We start from the raw sequence: 18,276 nt of genomic DNA, 5'->3' as shown, positions 1-18,276 counted from the left end.
TTTGTTCAACGGGATCGCGGCGATCGGATGCGGTAGCGAATCGGGGGTGTGGGAGCGTTGTGAGGAGACCCTCACATGCGCGCCGGTGGAGCCGGTGGAACCTTGCAACGCGGATCCCGGCAGCCCCGACCGTCCGGTCGGCTGCGAGGGCGTGTACGTGGCAGACAAGGGCAATGATGCTAGTCCTGGCACGCCGAATCTTCCGGTGAAGACGTTTGCGCGTGCGTTCGATCTTGCCCGCGATCGTGGCATGCGGGTGTACGCATGCGCGGAGACGTTCCCTGTCGAAGTCCGTGTGCCAGCAGGAATGGAGGTGTGGGGCGGGCTCGACTGCCGCGGTCTGCCGAGTCATTGGCCGCTGCATCCGCTCGGCGAGCTCACCACGATTGCTTCAGGGCCGAACCTCATCCCGCTCACCGTCGTGAATGATGCAGCGGAACCGGCGCCGGGGGGCACTGCGGCCACGACCATCACGAGGATGAGAATGATCGCACAAGACGCCACGGTGCCGGGCGGCTCCGCCATCGCCATGCGCGCCTTGTCGGGAGTGACGGTGGAGGTGCGCTTGAGCGCGCTCATCGCGGGCGATGGCGCGGATGGAGATCCCGGCGCGGACGGCGGAGCAGAACCAGCACAAGAGGGGGCGCCGGGGAACCCAGGTGCGGTGGCGTGCTCCGCGGATACGGTTGAAGGAGGCGCGCGGGTCACGACGTCCTGTGATGACGGCGTTTCCTCAGGCGGAATGGGCGGCGTTGGCACGAAGGGTGATGGTGGTGATGGCGAGGATGGTACCGAGACACCGAACCCGAATCCTGGCGGTTTGGGTCTTGGCGGATCTGGTCAGTCTGGCGCTTCCCAGTGCCGCGCGGGAGCAGAGGCGCAGCACGGTGCTGACGGCGCGCGGGGCAACGGTGCGTCGGGGCCGGGGAGGCTCACCGACGCGGGACTGGAAGGCATCGCGGGCGAAGATGGCGAGGCGGGCCAGCATGGCTATGGAGGCGGTGGTGGAGGCGGCTCGCGCGGCGGATTCATGTTTTGCGGCGCTGGCTTGACGCAGGGAGGCGCTTCGGGAGGCTCGGGAGGCGCTGGAGGTTGCGGCGGCAAGCCCGGCAAGGGCGGCGGTCCAGGCGGGTCCAGCATCGGCATTCTGTCTCATCACGCCAGCGTCCGTGTGAGCAGAACGCTCATCGCCACGGGTCGGGGCGGCAACGGCGGACGCGGTGGAAACGGTCAGTTCGGCGGTGTGGGTGGGTACGGCGGTACTGGCGGGGAGAACAGAGCGGGGTCACATCCGGGCTGCGGCGGCGGCGATGGCGGGAAGGGAGGCAACGGCGGCCGGGGAGGTGGCGGACACAGTGGGCACTCGCTCGCCGTCGCGCATACCGCCGACCTGGGTCCCAACGTCGATCCCGACTCTGTGATCAACATCGGAACTCCTGGTGATGGTGGTGGCGCTGGCGATCTGGACGCGAACGCGGGCGAGCCTGGCACCGCAGCAGTCTCCATGGGTTTCCAATATTAGATGAGTGCCATCCGGAGCGTGTCGGTGGCGCTGGTCTACCCGCTCTATAGTCGCCGCAGAATTCGACGGATCCGCGCGAAGCGCCTCGGGCGGAGCATGGCTTGTGTGGACGAAGGGCACGGATGGGTTGGTCAGCGGCGCCGCCGAGGTGCGCTGTGACCGACAAGGTCACACGCGCGCTCCGCTGGATGAAAACCCCTGATCCGCACGGCCCCCGGAGCCGACGCGAGACCTGCGCCCCGACGCGCGTCTTGCGCCTGCTCGTCCTGCCTCCTTGATCAATCGGTCACCCCGCGGAGAAACCTCCGCACGTGCGTCAGGACCATCTTGACCTTCGGTATCTCTGACAGCGCCTCCGGCACCGTCACCCGCACGGCCCGCTCGCGGCCCACGATGTCGGGCAAAACCGTGACGAGCTCGTCCCCGGCGGGCCCATCGATCATCGCATCCGGGATCAAGGCAACACCCAGCCCGGCCAGACAGCACTGCCGGACGAGGTGAATGTCGGTCGCGATCAAGGCCGGCTCCACCGGGAATCTCCCGCCATTGCGAGTAGGCCAGCCGGACGCGTCCTCGCCCGGCGCTCGCCAGGAGAGGAGCTCGTGGCCCGCCAGATCGTCGATCGAGGCCGGCGTCCCCCGCCTGGCGAGGTATTCCTTGCTCGCGCATAATCGCTCTCGAATGCGCATGATCGCGAGCGAAAGCCAAGGCCCTCTCGGCGCGCCCTCTCCGAAATGCACGGCGACATCGATGTCGACGAGCGACTCGGAGAGCGGGTCGTTGCTGAACTGGCAAGAGAGGCGTAATTGCGGGTACGCGCTCCGGATCGATGCATAGAGCGGCGCCATGAGGTGCGGCGGCAGGCCGACGGGCAGGACCAGGCGCAGGAGCCCCGAGGGCTCGCGCCCGAGCTCGCGGATCGACGAGACCAGCGCGCTCGCCTCCTCGACCATCGCTTGCCCCCGGCCCGCCAGCGCGCGCCCCGCCTCGGTGAGCACGACGCCTTGCCGGTTGCTCTCCAGGAGAGAGACACCGGCGCGCGCTTGCAAGGACTCGACGCGGCGCCTGAGCGTCGTGCGCGACATGCCGGTCGCCTCGGCAGCCGCGTGAAACGAGCCTTGCTTGACGACGTGCAGGAAGGCTTGGAGCTCCTCGAGATCCATCAGGTCCTCTCGTTGGCCAGAACGCGGCCCACGGTGGGCCATCCGCGGTCATTGTACGATCAGCGGCACAACCTATCCTGGATCTCGCAGGCTTTCAATTCAAAGGAGAACGAACCATGCGCCGCTTTGACGCCTCCACGCTCCGCCCCCTCATCGCCGCTCCCACCTTTTGCGCCATCGCCGCCCTCTCCGGCTGCGTCGACCTGCCTGAAGACGAGCGCTTCGAGGACGAAGAGATCGCGTCACATGAAGAGGCGATCGAGACCTTCGATAGCCCGTTCAGGCTCATCCCGAAACACAGCAACAAATGCGTCACCGTGAAGGACGCCGACCCGGCCGACGGCGCCCGCGTCTGGCAAATCACGTGCGATGGCGCGGATCAGCGCAAATTCTCGCTGGAGTCCACGGGCGATGGATATTACCGCCTCGTGGCCAGGCACAGCGGCAAATGCCTGAATGTCGCCAACCACGGCACCAGCAATGGGACCGCGATCGACCAGTGGACATGCCATGACGCGGACAACCAGAAGTGGAAGCCCTTGCCGATGGGCAACGGGTATTTCTCGCTCAAGTCCAAGCAGAGCGGGAAATGTATGGAGGTCAGCAACATGAGCACCGCCGACGCCGCGGGTATCCGGCTGTGGGATTGCCACGGCGGCGACAACCAGAAGTTCAAGCCCAGCCGCGTGGAGACGACGGGCAACCTCCTGTATGGCTACTGGAAGAGCTCCGGCGGCCAGAGCGCGACGAGCGCTAAAAACCGGTCGTTCCTCGTCGACTACGCCGGACCGACCCGCGCGGTCACGTTCGACCTGACCTCGCCTGTCGACACCTATCTGTACCTGCTCGACGCGAGCGGCAACGTGCTCGCGCAGGACAACGACAGCGGAGACGCCGCCAACGCGCGCATCACGCTCACGCTCTCGACAGGCACCTACAAGCTCGTGGCCGCGACGTATGCCTCAGGCAAGGCGGAGGAGTTCGCGATCTCCTCCAACTTCGCCTCGCTGCGCTACCCGCAAAGCCTGCACGTCCAGCCGGCGACCGAGTTCCTCTGGATCTACGACGACGACGGCACCGGCGCCGATGACGACGTCTCGATCTGGCGCCCGGACCTCGGCCAGCATCCAGGCTATTATTCCCTCGGCGATGTGGCCATGCCAAACCATGACGGCGCGCCGCGGAGCACGTTCGTCGTCAAGGGGGACGGCGACGTGCTCGCGGCGCCGCTCGATTACCACCTCGTCTGGAAAGACACGGGCTCCGGCGGGGATCACGACGGGAGCTTCTGGGAGCCGGTGGCGCCGCCGGGGTATACTTGCCTCGGCCATGTCGCGACCGGCAATTACACGAAGCCGTCCACGAACCTGATTCGTTGCGTGAAGAGCGCGTACGTGCTCTCCGGCAATTCGGCCAAGATCTGGGACGACGCCGGGTCGGGCGCGGACATGGACGCCGGCATCTGGGAGGCGACGACGAAGAGCTACCGCGGGCTCCCGACCTCGACGTTCGTCTCGCGGCCGAGCCACGGCGACGACGGCGGCGCCGGTCGCTACTGGGTGCTGAACAAGAGCGCCACGGCGAACGAGGAGCTGCGCGGCGGGCCGGTGACCGGCCTCTCGGCCACGATGTTCGCGCCGAAGGTCACGCTCGACCCGAGCGAGGCATATTTCCCTTCCTCGGCCGAATTCTTCCTCGCGAACGTGCACGAGGACAATGGGTTCCTGGTGACGAACGAATCGCTCGGCTGCAATAACTGCACGAACCCTGCCTTCCTCGACGGGCAGCGCCCGGATCACGTCGGCGTGCCGGTGTATGCCGAGATCGTCAAACGCACGGGCACGCCGGTCGACACGACGGACGTCATCTACTGGATGTTTTACCCGTACAACAACGGAAAGGTCGTCTGCCTGCTCTACGTGGACTACCTGTTCGGGACGACCTGCGGCTACTCTCTCCGATTCGGCAACCACGTGGGAGACTGGGAGCACATGACCGTCCGCTTCATCGATGGGCGACCCGCGGACGTGTACCTCGCCCAGCATTCGCACGGGGATACGTTCGCTTATGGGCAGAAGCACCTCGGCATCGACGGCTGGCACGCCGAGACGTACTCGGCGAAGGGCTCGCACGGGCTGTATGCGGAGACGGGCAAGCACGTCTACCGGGACCTGCCGAACGGGGATTATCTGGCCGACTACACGGGGGATGGTATCCAGTGGCAGACGTGGACCACGGTGGTGCCGTTCGAATGGCAGGCGATGGGCAGCTACACGGGCGCGCTGTCGTTCCTCAACAAGACGAGCCGCTGGGGCAACCGGAAGTCCGGCTGCGATTTCTGGGAGGCCCTGGCGGACGAGTGCGAGCTGAACGACGGGCCGGAGGGGCCGATGGTGAAGGGTCTTGCGGCGCCGTCGTCCTCGGCGCTCGAGTGAGGAGGGCGAGCCCCGCGGGCCACCTCCGTTGACGTTCGCGACGCTCACGGAGCCACCCGGTCGTGCCGGGGCTCGTCCTCTCGTCGGGGCGGTCGTCGTGGCGCGGGCGAGCCAGAGCCGCGGAGCGCCGCTGTGCTCAGCTCTTCGCGCCGTCCGCGCCCCGGCGCTCCTCGCGGAAGTCGTCGGCGGACAGGCCGCAGCGGCGGAGCAGCCGGTAGAAGCTCTCGCGCTCGACGCCCGCGTGCGCGGCGGCCTTCAGCACGTCGCCCCGGAAGCGGCGCATCACGGCCTCCAGGTAGCGGCGGTTCATCTCCTCGCGCGAGGCGTCGACCGCCTCGCGGTACGAGAGCTGGGCAAGGTCGATGTCGCTCGAGCTCGTGAGCCGCAGCGGGCTCGCCCCCTGCACCTCGGGCGGCAGCGACTCCAGCCGGATCTCGCCCGCCGTCTCGACCACGAGCGCCCGCTCGACAGCGCTCTTGAGCTCGCGCACGTTGCCCGGCCAGCGGTACGTCTGGAGCGCGCTCATCGCCGCGGCCGAGAACCCGGTCACCGCCGACCGCGGCTGCGGCGCCCGCTCGGCGAGGAACCGCTGCGCGAGCAGCGGGATGTCCTCGGCGCGATCGCGGAGCGGGGGCAGCTCGATGACGCAGACGTTGAGCCGGAACCAGAGATCCTCGCGGAAGGCGCCCGCCTTGACCATCGCCCGGAGATCGCGGTGCGTCGCGCTGATGAGCCGCACGTCGACCTTGCGCTCGCGCGACTCGCCGATGCGCCGCACCGCCCGCTCCTCGAGCACGCGCGTGAGCTTCGCCTGGACCGTCGGCCGGAGCTCGCCGATCTCGTCGAGGAACAGCGTGCTCCCGTGCGCCTCCTCGAAGAGGCCCGCGCGGTCGGCGACGGCGCCCGTGAACGAGCCGCGGACGTGGCCGAACAGCTCGCTCTCGATGAGCGAGCGCGGGATGGCCGCGCAGTTGACCGCGATGGGGCGGAGCGACGCGCGCGACGAGTGCTCGTGGATGGCCCGCGCCACGAGCTCCTTGCCGGTGCCCGTCTCGCCGAAGAGGAGCACGGTCGCGTCCGTCGGCGCCACGCGCTCGATGATCGTGTAGAGGGCCCGCATCGCGGGCGCGCGCCCCGTCATGGCCGCGAAGCCCTGCGCCTCCGGCGCGCTCGGCTCGCCCTTCAGCACGGCGGCCTGCGCCGTCGCCCGCTCGACGAGCGCGCGCAGCTCGTCCGGATCGAACGGCTTCATCACGTAGTCGTAGGCGCCCTCGCGCATCGCCTGGACCGCGGTCGGGACCGACGCATACGCGGTCATCAGGATGAACGGCACCCCGGGCCAGCGCGCCCGCACCGCCCGCAGCACGTCGAGCCCGTCCCCGTCGTTCATGCGCAGATCGCAGAGCACCGTTGTGACCGGCTCGGTCTCAAGGACCTGGAGCGCCGTCCGCACCCCCCGCGCCGTCACGACCCTGGCGCCCTTGCCGAGCACCTTCGAGAGCAGCGTCAGCATGTTCGCCTTGTCGTCCACGACAAGCACCGTCGGCTTCATGCGCGCTCCTGGCTCTCCCTTGCTTCGTCGACGAGGACGCCCGGCAGCTCGACCACGAACCGGGAGCCGCCCCCCGGCCTGGGCTCCGCCCGGATCGTCCCGCCGTGCGCGGTGACGAGACCATAGCAGACCGCGAGACCGAGTCCGGTGCCGTCGCGGCGGGTGGTGAAGAACGGCTCGAACAGCCGCTCGCGCGCCTCGTCGGGGACGCCGGCGCCCCGGTCGAGGACCTCGATGAGGTACCCGCCGTCAAGCCGCCTCCCGCGCACGACGATCTCCTCGTCTCCCGCGGTCGCCTCGCGCGCGTTGGCCACGAGGTTGACGACGACCTGCCGGATCCGGAGCGGATCCACCGCGATGAAGGCCGGCTCGGCGTCCACGCAGAGGCGCGGGTCGCCCCGCCCGGGCGGCCCGTCGCAGTGCGAGGCGGCGTCCCGCAGGAGCTCGTCGGCCTGCACGGGGCGCGGCGCGAGGACCGGCGAGCGCGCGTACATGAGCAGCTCCTCGGCGATGCGCTGGCAGGCCGCCGCCTCCTCGTCGAGGATCGCGAGCTCCTCGCGGAGCTCGGGCGTCCCTGCCTCCTTCACCATCGTCTTCACGTAGCCGCGGATCACGGCGATGGGGTTGTTGATCTCGTGCGCCACGCCCGCGGCGACGCGCCCGACCGCCGCGAGCCGCTCCGAGGCGACGAGGCTGGCCTCGGCGCGCGAGAGCGCGTCCAGCATGCGGTTGAACGCGTCGGCGACCGCCGCGAGCTCCACGGCCGCGACCGGCTCGACGCGCGCGCTGCGATCCCCCGTGGCGACGCGCTCGGCGACGCGCTCGAGCGAGGCGAGCGGCGTGGAGAACGAGCGCCAGAGGTTGCGCCCGGCGATCAGGGCGAGCGCGGCGGCGAGCGCGCAGACGGCCGTCGCGAGGATCAGCGCGAACCGGATGAACTGCTCGGCCCGGCGCTCCGCGGCGAGGGCGCGCTCGTCGTAGTGCCGCGCCAGGCGGTCGGCGTGCTCGGTCATCCGGTCGACGAGCGCGTTCGCGCGATCGTGCGCGTGGTGGACAGCGTGCCAGTCCTGCCTGTCGATCGCCGGGAGGATCTCCTTCGCGAACAGCTCGCTGAGCTCGCGGCTCGCCCTGCCGATGTCGTCGAGCTGCGCGGCCGCGCCGGCGCCGAGGCTGGGCCGCAGCTCGGCGAGCTTGTCGCCGAGCTCGCTCACCCAGGCGTCGTGGTGCGCGACGTGGGAGCGGTCGCGCAGGATGATCGTGTGGGCCTCGTGGATGTACTGCTCGCGCGCGGTGACGCTGAGGAGCGCGGCCCGGCGGGACGCGACCTCGAGGTCGTGCGCCTCGAGGATCGCGCGGCGGGACGCGAGGCCCGTGAGCACCGTGGCGGCGCCGCTCGCGACCACCAGGGCGACGAGGAGGCTGATGACAAGGAGCAGCCGGCGGCGGAGCCGATAGAGGCGCTGCGGAGCGGGAGGCGGAGCCATGGCCGAGGACACCGCCGGCCGCGTCGCAAGCCGCGTACCGGGGCCGCGAGAGGCGTCCCCGGCCCCGATCCGGCCGGGCGACGCGCTCGCCGATCCCGGCGAGGGGGCGATCTGTGACCGAGAGGGTCACAACGCGGTGACCCTGGAGGTCACTGAGAGAGCGATCTGCCGCACCGGAGCGCGGGATCCGCGCGTGTGACGTCTTGGCGCGCTCGTTGCTCGGGGGCATGCTCTCCCGGGCAAGAACCTCGGCTCCAGGAAAGCACGATGCGCCAAATCCTTTTCTCATTGCTCGTCTCGATCCCGCTCCTGGCCTGTTCCACGAAGGAGGCGCCTGGCCACGACCACGCGAAGGCCGGCCCAAAGCAGGGTCCCGCGGCCGCGCCGGCGGCGGCGCCCCACGACCACGCCGCGAGCGAGAAGCGCCCTCACGCGGATCACAACCCCCGCCACGGCGGCCTGGTCACCATGGAGGGCGACAACCACGTCGAGGTCGTCGTCGGGGCCGACGGCGCCGTCGACCTCTACGTGAGCGACGCGGTGCGGACGCCGATCCCGCCGAAGGACGTGGCCGGCACCATCACGATCGAGCCGAAGGGGAAGGAGAAGAAGACCCTCCCGCTCGCGCCGGACGAGGCGAAGGGGTCGCTCTCGGCGAAGGGCCCGGCGCCGGACAAGGCGGATTACACCTGGGATCTGAAGGTGCGCGGCGCGCCGATGAAGATGACCCTCACGGTGCCGGCCGGAGGCACCGCGGCCTTCGCCGACACGCCGGCGCATCACCCGACCGGAGAGCACGCCCACGGCTCGCCCCACGGCGGCGTCGTGCAGTCGCTCGGGGACGGCCACGTCGAGGTGAAGCTCGAGAAGACCGGCGACATCACGGTCTGGATGCTGGACGCGGGCGAGAAGCCCCGCTCGGCCAAGGGCGTCACCGCGAGCCTCCGCCCCGTCGTCGCGGGGGCGAAGGAGGCCGAGCTCGCCTACGACGAGAAGGCCGACGTGCTCCGGGGCAAGGTCGATCCGGTCCAGCAGGATCACCTGGACGGGGTGCTCAGCATCACGCCGGCCGGGGGCGCGGCGGCCTCGCTCCGGTTCGCGTTCCACCTCGAGGGGCACGGCCACACGGGGCACGAGGGGCACGGCCACGACGGGCACGGGCACTGAGATGACGACCCCGCGGCACAGGCGAAAGCAGGGCGTCGCTGCCGCCGCCCTGGCCGCGGCGCTCGCGCTCTGCGCGGCGGCCCCGCGCGCCCTCGCGCACGGGGGCGAGGACCACACGGCGCCCGCCGCGCCGCGCGCCGCGAGCACCGGGACGGAGCACGTCGTGTCGGGAGAGACAGCGAGGTTCTCGGTGGTGGTGAAGTACCCGGCGCGGAACGCGGAGGGCACGCTGCCCGCGCGCGTCTACGTGGCCCGCGCCGACTCCAGCGCGCCGGTCGAAGGCGCGCGCGTCCGGCTCGAGCTGAAGGGCGGGCTGACCTTCGCCGCCGACGCCGCGAAGACGGGCGCGGCCGGCGTGTACGAGCTCGCCCTCCCCGCCGCTGCCCCGGGGACGACGGCCAACGGGGTCGTGTCGGTCGAGGCCGGGGACGCGTTCGACCTCGTGATCGTCGGCGATCTCCGCTTCGGCGCCGCCCCGCCCGCGGCGGCGCCGCCCGCCGCGGCGCCGGCCCCGGGGGTGCCCGCCGGCAGCCTCGCCGTCGGCGCAGGCGCGCTCGCCGTGCTCAGCGGCGCGATCGGGTATGCGCTCGGGCGGCGCGCGCGGAGGAAGCCGCCTGCGGGGAGCCAGCCTCCGGAGGGCCGGCCCGCGCTCTCGCAGGTGGCCTCGTGAGCCGCGCGCGCCCGCTCACCGCCGGCGCCGTCGCCTCGGCGCTCGCGGTCGCCTCGGCGCTCGCGGCCTTCGGCCTCGAGGAGCGCGCCGACGCGCACGGGGGCGAGGATCACGGCGCGCCGGCGAGGCCGTCCGCGGCGACGGCGGCGGATCCGAACGTGGCTCAGGTGCCGATCGAGACGCAGTTCCTGCTGGGGCTCCGCACCGAGCGCGCGCGGCGCGGCGCGCTGGCGGTGGGGCTCGGGCAGATCGGCACGGTGATCGCGCGCCCGGCCGGTGAGCTCGCCGTGGTCGCCCCGACGGCGGGCCGCCTCTTCCCGCCCGAGGGCGGCTTCGTCCGGCTCGGCGACGAGGTGAAGAAGGGGCAGCCGCTCGCCACGCTCAGGCCGAGCCTGGGCGGCGCGGAGAGCGCGCAGCTCGGGCTGTCGCGCAGCGACGCCGCGTCCCGGGTCGCGGTCGCCGACGCGCGGCTCGGCGTGGCCGAGCGCGAGCTCGCGCGGCGCCGCGAGCTCCGGGGCCTCGTCGCCGAGAAGGAGATCCAGGCCGCCGAGGCCGAGGTCGAGATCGCCCGGGCCGAGGCCGCGCGCGCCCGGGCGGACGTCGGGGCGCTCGCGGGCGGGGCGGGCGCGCAGAAGCTCGGCGCGACGATCGACGGCACGGTGGTCTCCGGCCGCGTGAGCCCGGGCGCCCAGGTCGCCGAGGGGACCGAGCTCTGGCGCATCGTGGATCTCGCGACGCTCTGGCTCGACGTGCGCATCCCGGAGGCGGACGCGGCGCGCCTCTCCGGCGACCGCGCCGAGGCGGCGCTCGTCGCGGATCCCGCGGCGCGCTTCGAGGCGAGGCGCCTCGCCGTCGCCGCGCTCGTCGACCCGGCGACCCGCACCGTCCAGGCGCTCTTCGAGATCGACAACAAGGACAGGCGCGCGCGGGTGGGCGCGCTCGTCCACGTCCGCATGGCCGGGGGCGCGGCCGTCGAGAGCGTCGTCGTCCCCGTGTCGGCCCTGCTCGATCGCAGCGGCGCGCCGACGGTGGTCGTGAAGACAGGCCCCGAGACGTTCGAGCTGCGCGCCGTCGCGGTCGGGCCGAGGTCCGCCGGCGCCGTGGGGATCACGGCGGGAGTCGCCGCGGGCGAGCGCGTCGTCGTCGAGGGCGCCATGACCGTCCTCCTCGCCGCGGGGGGCTAGCCGCGACGATGTTCGACGCCCTCATCCGCTTCTCGCTCAGGAACCGCCTCTTCGTCCTCGCCGCCGCCGCGCTCGTGCTCGTCTACGGGACGTACTCGCTCCTGAAGCTCCCCATCGACGTGTTCCCCGACCTGAACCGGCCCACGGTCACGCTCATGACCGAGGCGCCGGGCCTCGCGCCCGAGGAGGTCGAGACGCTCGTCACCATCCCGCTGGAGCGGGCGATGAACGGCGCCCCCGGGGTCGAGCGCGTGCGCTCCACCTCGGGCGTGGGGCTCAGCGTCGTCTACGTCGAGTTCGACTGGTCCACGGACATCTACCGCGATCGCCAGCTCGTCGCCGAGCGCCTCGCCACGGTGACCGAGCAGCTGCCGCGGGGGATCACGCCGCAGATGGGGCCCGTCGCCTCGATCATGGGGGAGATCCTGCTGATCGGGGTGCAGGGCGAGGGCGTCTCGCCGAGGGTCCTGCGGACGCAGGCCGACTGGGTGATCCGGCCGAGGCTGCTCACGATCCCCGGCGTCGCGCAGGTGATCCCCATCGGCGGCGAGGTCCGCCAGATCCAGGTGACCGTCGATCCGGCGAGGCTCGCCGCGGCGGCTGTATCGCTCGACGAGGTCGCGCGCGCGCTCGCCGGCGCGAACGCCAACGCGACGGGCGGGTACGTCGACCGGCGGGGGCTCGAGTTCCTCGTCCGCACGCTCGGCCGCGCCCGGACCGAGGCGGACATCGCCGCCACGGTCATCGCCGTGCGGAACGGCACGCCGGTGGCCCTGCGGCAGGTCGCGACGGTCGAGGAGGCCGCGCGGGTCAAGCGGGGCGACGGGTCGATCGACGGCAAGCCCGCGGTCATCCTCTCGGTGCAGAAGCAGCCCGGCGCCGACACCGTGGCGCTCACCGAGCGGATCGACGCGGCGGTGGCCGAGCTCGAGAGATCGATGCCCGCCGGCGTCACCCTCAACCCGCGCCTGTTCCGGCAGGCGACGTTCATCGAGAGCGCGATCCACAACGTGGCGGAGGCGCTGCGCGACGGCGCGATCCTCGTCGCGATCGTCCTGTTCCTGTTCCTGCTCAACCTCCGGACGACCGCGATCACGCTGACCGCCATCCCGCTCTCGTTCCTCGTGAGCGCGCTCGTCTTCCGGGCCGCCGGCCTGTCGGTGAACACGATGACCCTGGGCGGGCTCGCCGTGGCGATCGGCGAGCTCGTCGACGACGCCATCGTCGACGTCGAGAACGTGTGGCGGCGCCTGCGCGAGAACCGGGCGCTCGCCTCGCCGAGGCCGCCGCTCGACGTCATCCGCGACGCGTCGAGCGAGGTCCGCGGCTCGATCGTCTTCGCGACGATCCTCGTGGTCCTCGTCTTCGTCCCCCTGTTCGCGATGAGCGGCATCGAGGGGCGGCTCTTCGCCCCGCTCGGGATCGCCTACATCGTGTCGATCCTCGCCTCGCTGGTTGTATCCCTGACGGTCACACCTGCGCTCTGCTCGGTCCTCTTGCCGTCGATGAAGGAGATGAGCCACGAGGACGGCTGGCTCGTCCGCAAGCTCAAGGCCGCGGATCGCCGCGTGCTCGCGGTGTCGTTGCGGCACCCCGGGGCGGTGATGGCGGCCGCGGGCGCGCTGGTCCTCGCGGCGGCGGCGGCGGTGCCGCTGCTCGGGGCCGAGTTCCTGCCGCCGTTCAACGAGGGGACGCTCACGGTCAACGTGGTGGCCAGGCCGGGCACGTCGCTCGCGGAGTCGAGCCGGCTCGGCACGCTGGCCGAGCAGCTGATGCACGAGGTCCCCGAGGTCGTCTCGACAGGGCGGCGGACCGGCCGGGCCGAGCTCGACGAGCACGCGGAGGGGGTCCACTACACGGAGATCGACGTGGATCTCGCCGCCTCCGGGCGGGCGCGCGAGGCGATCCTCGGCGACATCCGGGCGGCGCTCGACAGGATCCCCGGCGTGGCGATCAACGTGGGCCAGCCGATCTCGCACCGGCTGGATCACCTGCTCTCGGGCGTGCGCGCGCAGATCGCGGTGAAGATCTTCGGCGAGGATCTCGGTGAGCTGCGGCGCCTCGGCAAGGCGGCGCAGGGCGCGATGGAGGCCGTCCCGGGGGTGAAGGATGTCCAGCTCGAGCCGCAGGTGCTGATCCCGCAGATCGCCATCCGGGTGGACCGGGAGCGCGCCGCGCAGCTCGGCGTCAACGCGGGTCAGCTGTCCGAGCTGCTGGAGCTGGCGCTCGCGGGCGGCACCGTCACGCAGCTCCTGGAGGGCCAGCGGACCGTCGATGTCGTGCTCCGGTACCCGCCGGAGCTCCGCGAGGACACGGACGCCCTGCGGCGCGCGCTCGTCGACACGCCGAGCGGCGCGAAGGTCCCGCTCTCGGAGCTCGCCGACGTGACGGAGAGCGCGGGACCGAACCAGATCAGCCGCGACGACACGCAGCGGAGGATCGTTGTGTCCGCCAACGTGGCCGGGCGCGATCTGGAGCGGGTGGTCGGCGAGGTCCAGCGCGCGGTGGGCGCGATCCCGAGGCCGCCGGGCTACCACGTGACGTACGGCGGGCAGTTCGAGAGCCAGCGATCGGCGTCGCGGCTCATCGGGCTGCTGTCGATCGCGAGCCTCGCCGGGATGCTCGTGGTGCTCTATTCGCAATTCCGCTCGTGGACTGTCGCGCTCCAGATCCTGCTGAACATCCCGCTCGCGCTTGTCGGGTCGGTGCTCGCGGTCGTCCTCACCGGCGGCGTCCTGTCGGTGGCGACGCTCGTCGGGTTCATCACGCTGTGCGGGATCGCCTCGCGCAACGGCATCATGATGATCTCGCATTACATCCACCTCATGAAGGCCGAGGGCGCGCCGTTCGGCGAGGCGATGATCGTGCGCGGCTCGCTGGAGCGCCTCGTCCCGGTGCTGATGACCGCGCTCACGGCGGCGCTGGCGCTCGTGCCGATCGCGCTCTCGGAGGGGCAGCCGGGGAAAGAGATCCTGCAGCCCGTGGCGGTCGTGATCCTCGGCGGGCTGCTGTCGTCGACGCTGCTCGATATCGTGGTGACGCCGGCGGTCTTCTTCCGGTTCGGCAGGGCCTCGGCCGAGCGGCTGGCGCGCGCCCCGGAGGTCGCGAGCGGGGAGACGCGTCTTCAAGGAGACGCCAGGCCCGCGGAGGGGTAGCAGGCAGCGCCGCGCCGCTCAGACCGCCAAGGACCTGACGCGCTCGTTCGATCTCATCGCTGCGTTCGCGGTCGCTCCCCGGTCATCGCCGCGGAGAGCCAGCCCCGGAGCGCCGCGATCTCCTCGCGCGCCGCCGCGCCCGGGAGGTGCACGAAGTGATAGCGATAGCCGTCGAGCGCCGGGCCGAACGGCTGCACGCAGCTCGCGATCCTGACGTCGCGCGGCGACGAGGTCAACCGGTGTGCGCGACGGCGCGGATTTCAATCAGCTGATGAGGGAACGCCAGACCCGACACGCCGATGAGGGTGCCTGCCGGACGATGTTGCCCCATATACGCCTTGTACAAGCCCACGCATCGCTCGAAATGCTCGCTCGGGTTCGTGAGATAAATCACCATTTCAGCGATATTGGACTTCGTGATGTTGAATCCCGCCAGCACCCGATCAAGGTTCTCCAGCGTCTTCCGGGTCTGTGCCTCGAAGTCGCCCTCACCGACGAACGCGCCCTGCATGTCGTGGGAAAATTGGCCCGAAATGTAGATGGTGCCATTCACGCTGTACCCCTGGGTGACGCCGAAGCCTTCTTCCCACGGGACACCGTGGTCGTAGGTGGTGGCCTTTTTTGTCATGTTCGTTTCCCTTCTGCTGGTAGTTCCCCGCCGCGACATCGACGAGGCGCTGAGAACTGTAGTCAGTCGATTGACGAACGGATTTCTACACAGACGCGAAGGACTTTCTTGACACGTTCCAGGCGCCCGGTTCAGCCCAGCGCCGGAGCAGGTGGAGATGCGATATGCCGCGCGCGAACCTGAACGAGATCCTCGTCTTCATGGCCGTCGTCGATGAAGGGAGCTTCATCGCCGGGGGGCAGGCGATGGGCCTGACCCGGTCGGCGGCGGGCAAGGCCGTGAACCGCCTGGAAGACAGGCTGGGCGTGCGCCTCCTGAACCGCACGACAAGGGCGCTGAGCCTCACCGATGAAGGTCGGGTGTTCTACGACCGCGGTTTGCAGATCCTCGAGGCGGTCGATGACGCCGAGGCGAGCGTGGCGGGGCGTCATGGCACGCCGAGGGGAGTTCTGCGGCTCACCGTCCCCGATGCCTTCGGGCGGCTCGTGGTGCTTCCGCTGCTGAAGAAGTATCTCGATGCCTGGCCCGACATCCAGATCGAGGTGAACCTCACCGATCGTCAGGCGGACATCGTCGAGGAAGGCTTCGATCTGGCGGTACGAATCGGAGAAGCGCCCCCGGACACGCGGCTGGTCTCCCGGGTGGTTGCCAAGTACAAGGCCATGCTCTGCGCCTCTCCGTCCTACATCGCCGAGCGCGGCGAACCGCTCGACGTCGATGAGCTGGCGGCCCACGATTGCTTGATCTTCAGCAGCCGCAATCGCAGGCAGAGCTGGCGCTTTCTCGGCGACGATGGAGCCTGGGTCAAGGCGCAGGGTCGAAGCCGCTTGCGGCTGGATAGCGGCGAAGCCCTCCGGAATGCCGCCGTCGCAGGGCTCGGCATCGCGTTTCTTCCGGACTTCCTGGTGGCCGAGGACCTGGCTGCCGGTCGCCTCCGGCAGGTGCTGCCCGAGCTCGAGGCTGGGGACGTGAAGATCGTGACGATCTACCCGACCCAGCGTCTTCTGGAGCCCCGCGTCAGGCGCTTCCTCGATCTCATGATCCAGGAACTTGGGACGTGATGCGCCACGTCGCCAATCGATGCCCCCTCGCGCGCTACCGCGACATCCTGAGCTCCACGGGCGAGGGCTCCGGCGCTCCGTCCTTCGGGAGCCGCGGGGCCGGCTTCGGCGGCGGGGGCGGTGGAGCCGACACTCGCGGCCGCGACGGCGGGTCCAGCGGCGGCCCGGCCGGCGGCGACGTGACCGGCGGCGTCGGCGGCTCGGGCAGCTCGGGCAGCTCGGGCAGCTCGGTCGCGCTGAGCTGCCGCAGGCTGCCGTGCCCGGACAGCGTGGTGTCCGTCGAGGCCGCGTAGGCCTCGGCTTGCTCGAGGACCCGCAGGAAGTTCCCGCCCAGCAGGCGGAGGATGTCCCCGTCCGAGTAGCCGCGCCGGACGAGCTCCAGCGTGAGGTTCGGGAGCCCGTCGATGCCAGCGAGCCCGTCCTGGAGCGCCTCGTCGCCCCCGAAGACGGAGCCGAGGCCGACATGAGCGATCCCCGCGACCTTCACGACGTGGTCGATATGGTCCACGATCCGCGAGAGCGGCGGCGGCGGCGCCATCGGCCCGTCCTGGGCCTTGAGCTTCTCGACCAGCTCGCGGAGCCCCGTCGCGTCGCCCTGGAACCTCTCGCCGAGCTCCTTGATGTACGCCCCGTACTTCTGCGCGAAGCGCGCTGACTGCGCGGCATACGCCTCGTCCAGGAAGAACGCCCAGGAGTTCACCATGACGAGACCGCCCTTCTCCGCGATCGCGCGCAGCATGTAGTCGTCGAGGTTGCGGCGGTGGTGGCCGGCGGCGCGCATCGTGGAAGAGGTGATGACCGGCGCACTGGCCACCTTCATGACGTGCTGGAACGTGCTGTCCGACGCGTGCGAGACGTCGACGAGCATGCCAATCCGTTGCATCTCGCGGACCACCGCTTCTCCGAAGGGGGAGAGGCCGCGGTGGCGGATGAGCGCGGGCTCGTGGGCTCCTCCCGCGGAGTCCGCCCAGTCGTTCGTCGTCGTGTGCGTGAGCGCCATGGTGCGGACGCCGAGGCGGTAAAACGAGCGCAGCGCAGGCAGGGAGTTCTCGATGGCGTGCCCTCCCTCGATGCCCATGAGCACGGCGATCTTGCCTTCACGCTCGGCGCGGCGCACGTCCCTGGCGCTGCGCGCGAGCACCAGCGTCTCGCGGTGGCGCTCGATCTGCCGGTGAGTCGCGTCGATGAGGTCGAGCGCGCGGCGCGCGACGCTGCCGCCGAGCGACGAGGGCGCCTGCGGCGCGGGCGGGCCGACGTGGATCGAGAAGAACTTGCCCGTGACGCCCGCCGCCTTGAGCCTCGCGAGCTCCGCGGCCGTCGGCTCGCGGCCCGGGCTCACCGGATCGGACGAGCCGCCGGGGAGCAGCGAGGGCACGCTGCTGTGGCCGTCCACGAGGAGCGCCCTGGCTTGCAGCCGCGCGGCCCGCTGCTCCGGCGTCGCGGGTCCCGCCGGGCTCTCCATGACGTCGGGCGCGGCTTCGGCCCACGGCCCTACCTCGTCGACGCTCGACGCGAAGGGATCGGGCGCCTCCGCAGGCGCAGAGGGAGGAACGCACGCCGCGAGCGCCGCGGCGGCGAGGAGCACGAGGGACAGGGACGTGCGCATGAGTAGATCGTATCATGCGGGCTCGGCGGGCGGAGGGTCCAAGCGGCGACCCGATCGTGCGCCGGAGATGGGCGTCCACAGCGCCGACGGAAGCCGGCGCGGCGAATGAAAAGCCTCCGCGATCGGCTAGGCTCGAGCAGGAGACCTCATGTCGATCCGACAGCGCGATTACATCCTCCGCATGATCGAGCAGCTCGCCGAGGCCCTCGGCCGGATCGCCGGGCTCCGGCGCGCCGGCCAGCTCGACGAGGCGGAGCGGCTCGTCCGCTCCACCGCGGACGGGCTCTTCGGCCCGATGCGGGACATGCTCGACCGGCTCGACGCCGCGGGCGCGGCCACCCTGCTCGGCGACCACGAGAAGATCGGCGCGTACGCGGCGCTCTGCGCGGAGCAGGCCGAGCTCCTCGAGCTCCGGGGCCGGGCCGGGCAGGCGCTCGCGGAGCGCAGGCGCGCGCTCGAGCTCCACCTGGAGGCGATGAGCCGCGCGCCCGAGGGCAACCCCCGCGCAGAAGAGGCCGCCCGCGCGCTCCTCGGCCGGGTGGACGCCGCGCGCCTGGCCGAGCGACACCGCGCCCTCGCCGCGAAGCTCGGCTGACCCGGATAGCGCCGGCTCGCTGTCGGATTGCCATGACACCGGCGTGAACCCATG

At 71.2% G+C, this 18,276-nt stretch carries 14 protein-coding genes; 7 read left to right on the top strand and 7 right to left on the bottom strand.

What is annotated here, in order from left to right; all coding sequences use genetic code 11:
• Window positions 1–348: 348 nt before the first annotated feature.
• Together WME75_RS04310 and WME75_RS04305 are read right to left on the bottom strand one after the other, a co-directional pair.
• A complete protein-coding gene (locus WME75_RS04310; RefSeq protein ID WP_437486711.1) occupies window positions 349–579 on the bottom strand; it encodes a hypothetical protein in 231 nt (76 codons plus the stop codon).
• 1,221 nt (window positions 580–1,800) lie between these two features.
• Window positions 1,801–2,685: a LysR family transcriptional regulator gene (locus tag WME75_RS04305; RefSeq protein WP_437486709.1), complete on the bottom strand. Its 885-nt coding sequence runs from the start codon at window positions 2,683–2,685 to the stop codon at window positions 1,801–1,803.
• 116 nt (window positions 2,686–2,801) lie between these two features.
• Here WME75_RS04305 and WME75_RS04300 point away from each other — a divergent pair, with 116 nt between their 5' ends.
• On the top strand, window positions 2,802–5,120 hold the full coding sequence (locus tag WME75_RS04300) for an RICIN domain-containing protein (RefSeq protein WP_437486707.1): 2,319 nt from the start codon (window positions 2,802–2,804) through the stop codon (window positions 5,118–5,120).
• A 136-nt stretch (window positions 5,121–5,256) separates the two neighbouring features.
• Here WME75_RS04300 and WME75_RS04295 read toward each other — a convergent pair whose 3' ends face one another.
• Window positions 5,257–6,672, bottom strand: coding sequence for a sigma-54-dependent transcriptional regulator (locus WME75_RS04295; protein WP_437486705.1), 1,416 nt, complete (start codon window positions 6,670–6,672; stop codon window positions 5,257–5,259).
• Entirely contained in the window at window positions 6,669–8,156 is a 1,488-nt protein-coding gene (locus WME75_RS04290) for a sensor histidine kinase (RefSeq protein ID WP_437486703.1), read from the bottom strand. The genes WME75_RS04295 and WME75_RS04290 overlap by 4 nt, the downstream gene beginning before the upstream one ends.
• Before the next feature lie 267 nt (window positions 8,157–8,423).
• Between WME75_RS04290 and WME75_RS04285 the strand changes: the two genes are divergently transcribed.
• Genes WME75_RS04285 through WME75_RS04270 form a run of 4 tightly spaced genes read left to right on the top strand, consistent with a single transcriptional unit; the run spans window position 8,424 to window position 14,332 of the window.
• Window positions 8,424–9,323: a hypothetical protein gene (locus WME75_RS04285; protein ID WP_437486701.1), complete on the top strand. Its 900-nt coding sequence runs from the start codon at window positions 8,424–8,426 to the stop codon at window positions 9,321–9,323.
• Window position 9,324: 1 nt separating this feature from the next.
• On the top strand, window positions 9,325–9,993 hold the full coding sequence (locus tag WME75_RS04280; protein ID WP_437486699.1) for a hypothetical protein: 669 nt from the start codon (window positions 9,325–9,327) through the stop codon (window positions 9,991–9,993).
• Entirely contained in the window at window positions 9,990–11,177 is a 1,188-nt protein-coding gene (locus tag WME75_RS04275; RefSeq protein WP_437486697.1) for an efflux RND transporter periplasmic adaptor subunit, read from the top strand. The genes WME75_RS04280 and WME75_RS04275 overlap by 4 nt, the downstream gene beginning before the upstream one ends.
• A gap of 8 nt (window positions 11,178–11,185) precedes the next feature.
• Window positions 11,186–14,332, top strand: coding sequence for an efflux RND transporter permease subunit (locus WME75_RS04270; protein ID WP_437486695.1), 3,147 nt, complete (start codon window positions 11,186–11,188; stop codon window positions 14,330–14,332).
• Window positions 14,333–14,385: 53 nt separating this feature from the next.
• On the opposite strand, the gene WME75_RS04265 is transcribed toward WME75_RS04270, so the two are convergent.
• Window positions 14,386–14,568, bottom strand: coding sequence for a hypothetical protein (locus WME75_RS04265; protein ID WP_437486693.1), 183 nt, complete (start codon window positions 14,566–14,568; stop codon window positions 14,386–14,388).
• The gene (locus tag WME75_RS04260) at window positions 14,565–14,960 is read right to left on the bottom strand and encodes a RidA family protein (protein ID WP_437486691.1); all 396 of its coding nucleotides are present in this window, start codon (window positions 14,958–14,960) and stop codon (window positions 14,565–14,567) included. Before WME75_RS04260 ends, WME75_RS04265 begins: the two co-directional genes overlap by 4 nt.
• A gap of 164 nt (window positions 14,961–15,124) precedes the next feature.
• On the opposite strand from WME75_RS04260, the gene WME75_RS04255 reads away from it, so the two are divergent.
• Window positions 15,125–16,021 (top strand): LysR family transcriptional regulator, encoded by an 897-nt coding sequence (locus WME75_RS04255; protein ID WP_437486689.1) that lies wholly within the window; start codon window positions 15,125–15,127, stop codon window positions 16,019–16,021.
• Window positions 16,022–16,055: 34 nt separating this feature from the next.
• Here the strand turns inward: WME75_RS04255 and WME75_RS04250 are convergent, their stop codons facing one another.
• On the bottom strand, window positions 16,056–17,627 hold the full coding sequence (locus WME75_RS04250; RefSeq protein ID WP_437486687.1) for a dipeptidase: 1,572 nt from the start codon (window positions 17,625–17,627) through the stop codon (window positions 16,056–16,058).
• Window positions 17,628–17,775: 148 nt separating this feature from the next.
• On the opposite strand from WME75_RS04250, the gene WME75_RS04245 reads away from it, so the two are divergent.
• Complete coding sequence (locus WME75_RS04245) at window positions 17,776–18,222, top strand: hypothetical protein (RefSeq protein WP_437486685.1); 447 nt, start codon at window positions 17,776–17,778, stop codon at window positions 18,220–18,222.
• Window positions 18,223–18,276: the final 54 nt, after the last annotated feature.

It is taken from the genome of Sorangium sp. So ce1014 (assembly GCF_051521505.1).
Classification (GTDB): Bacteria; Myxococcota_A; Polyangia; order Polyangiales; family Polyangiaceae; genus Sorangium.
This window is presented reverse-complemented; position numbering and strand designations above follow the sequence as displayed.